This is a genomic window from Stenotrophomonas sp. 278 (assembly GCF_003935715.1).
In the GTDB taxonomy this organism is placed as follows: Bacteria; Pseudomonadota; Gammaproteobacteria; order Xanthomonadales; family Xanthomonadaceae; genus Stenotrophomonas; species Stenotrophomonas maltophilia_AH.
Genome location: NZ_RHPP01000321.1, coordinates 1 through 608, shown reverse-complemented (window position 1 = coordinate 608; position 608 = coordinate 1). Strand labels below are relative to the sequence as shown.

Genomic DNA, 608 nt, shown 5'->3' with positions numbered 1-608 from the left:
ACTTATCAGTGAGGCAAATCAATCGACTCGTTAAAGACTATCAAACGAATGGAAAGGAAGCATTTTCACATAAAAACAGAGGAGGTAAACAAAGGCATGGCGTGCCTGATCAAGTCAAACAACAGGTGGTTACCATCTACCAATCTTTTCGAGTGAAACCTAACGTGAGGCACTACACTGAAATTTTAAAAGAGGACTATGATATCAACGGTTCTGTTGCAAAGTTTTAAATAAAGAATAAAATCCCTTACGGTATCTATGATTTAAGCTGGGATTCCCAATAATACCTTGATTTCAGTACAGACAGAAAACCCGAAGAGAGTGCCTTCTTTTCGGGTTTTCTTATATAATCCTCGAATGGCTTCCATGCCTTTAATCGTGGTAGAGGCAGTGCGTAAACTTCGATAGAATTTATTGCGTCTCTTTACTGGACGATGGTCTTGTTCAATCAAATTATTCAGGTATTTAATGGTACGATGTTCTGTCCCTTGATAAAAGCCGTATTCTTTTAGTTTCTTAAAGGCACTTGTAATAGAGGGGGCTTTATCTGTGACTACAACCTTCGGTTCATCAAACTGCTTCACTAACCGCTTAAGAAAAGCATAGGC

The 608-nt window shown here is 38.7% G+C and carries 2 pseudogenes; one reads left to right on the top strand and one right to left on the bottom strand.

The features are described 5' to 3' along the window. Positions 1–230, top strand: a pseudogene (locus EGJ34_RS22605) (ISNCY family transposase); the annotation flags it as partial. 33 nt (positions 231–263) lie between these two features. On the opposite strand, the pseudogene EGJ34_RS21940 reads toward EGJ34_RS22605, so the two are convergent. Then, positions 264–608, bottom strand: a pseudogene (locus EGJ34_RS21940) (IS6-like element IS1216 family transposase); the annotation flags it as partial.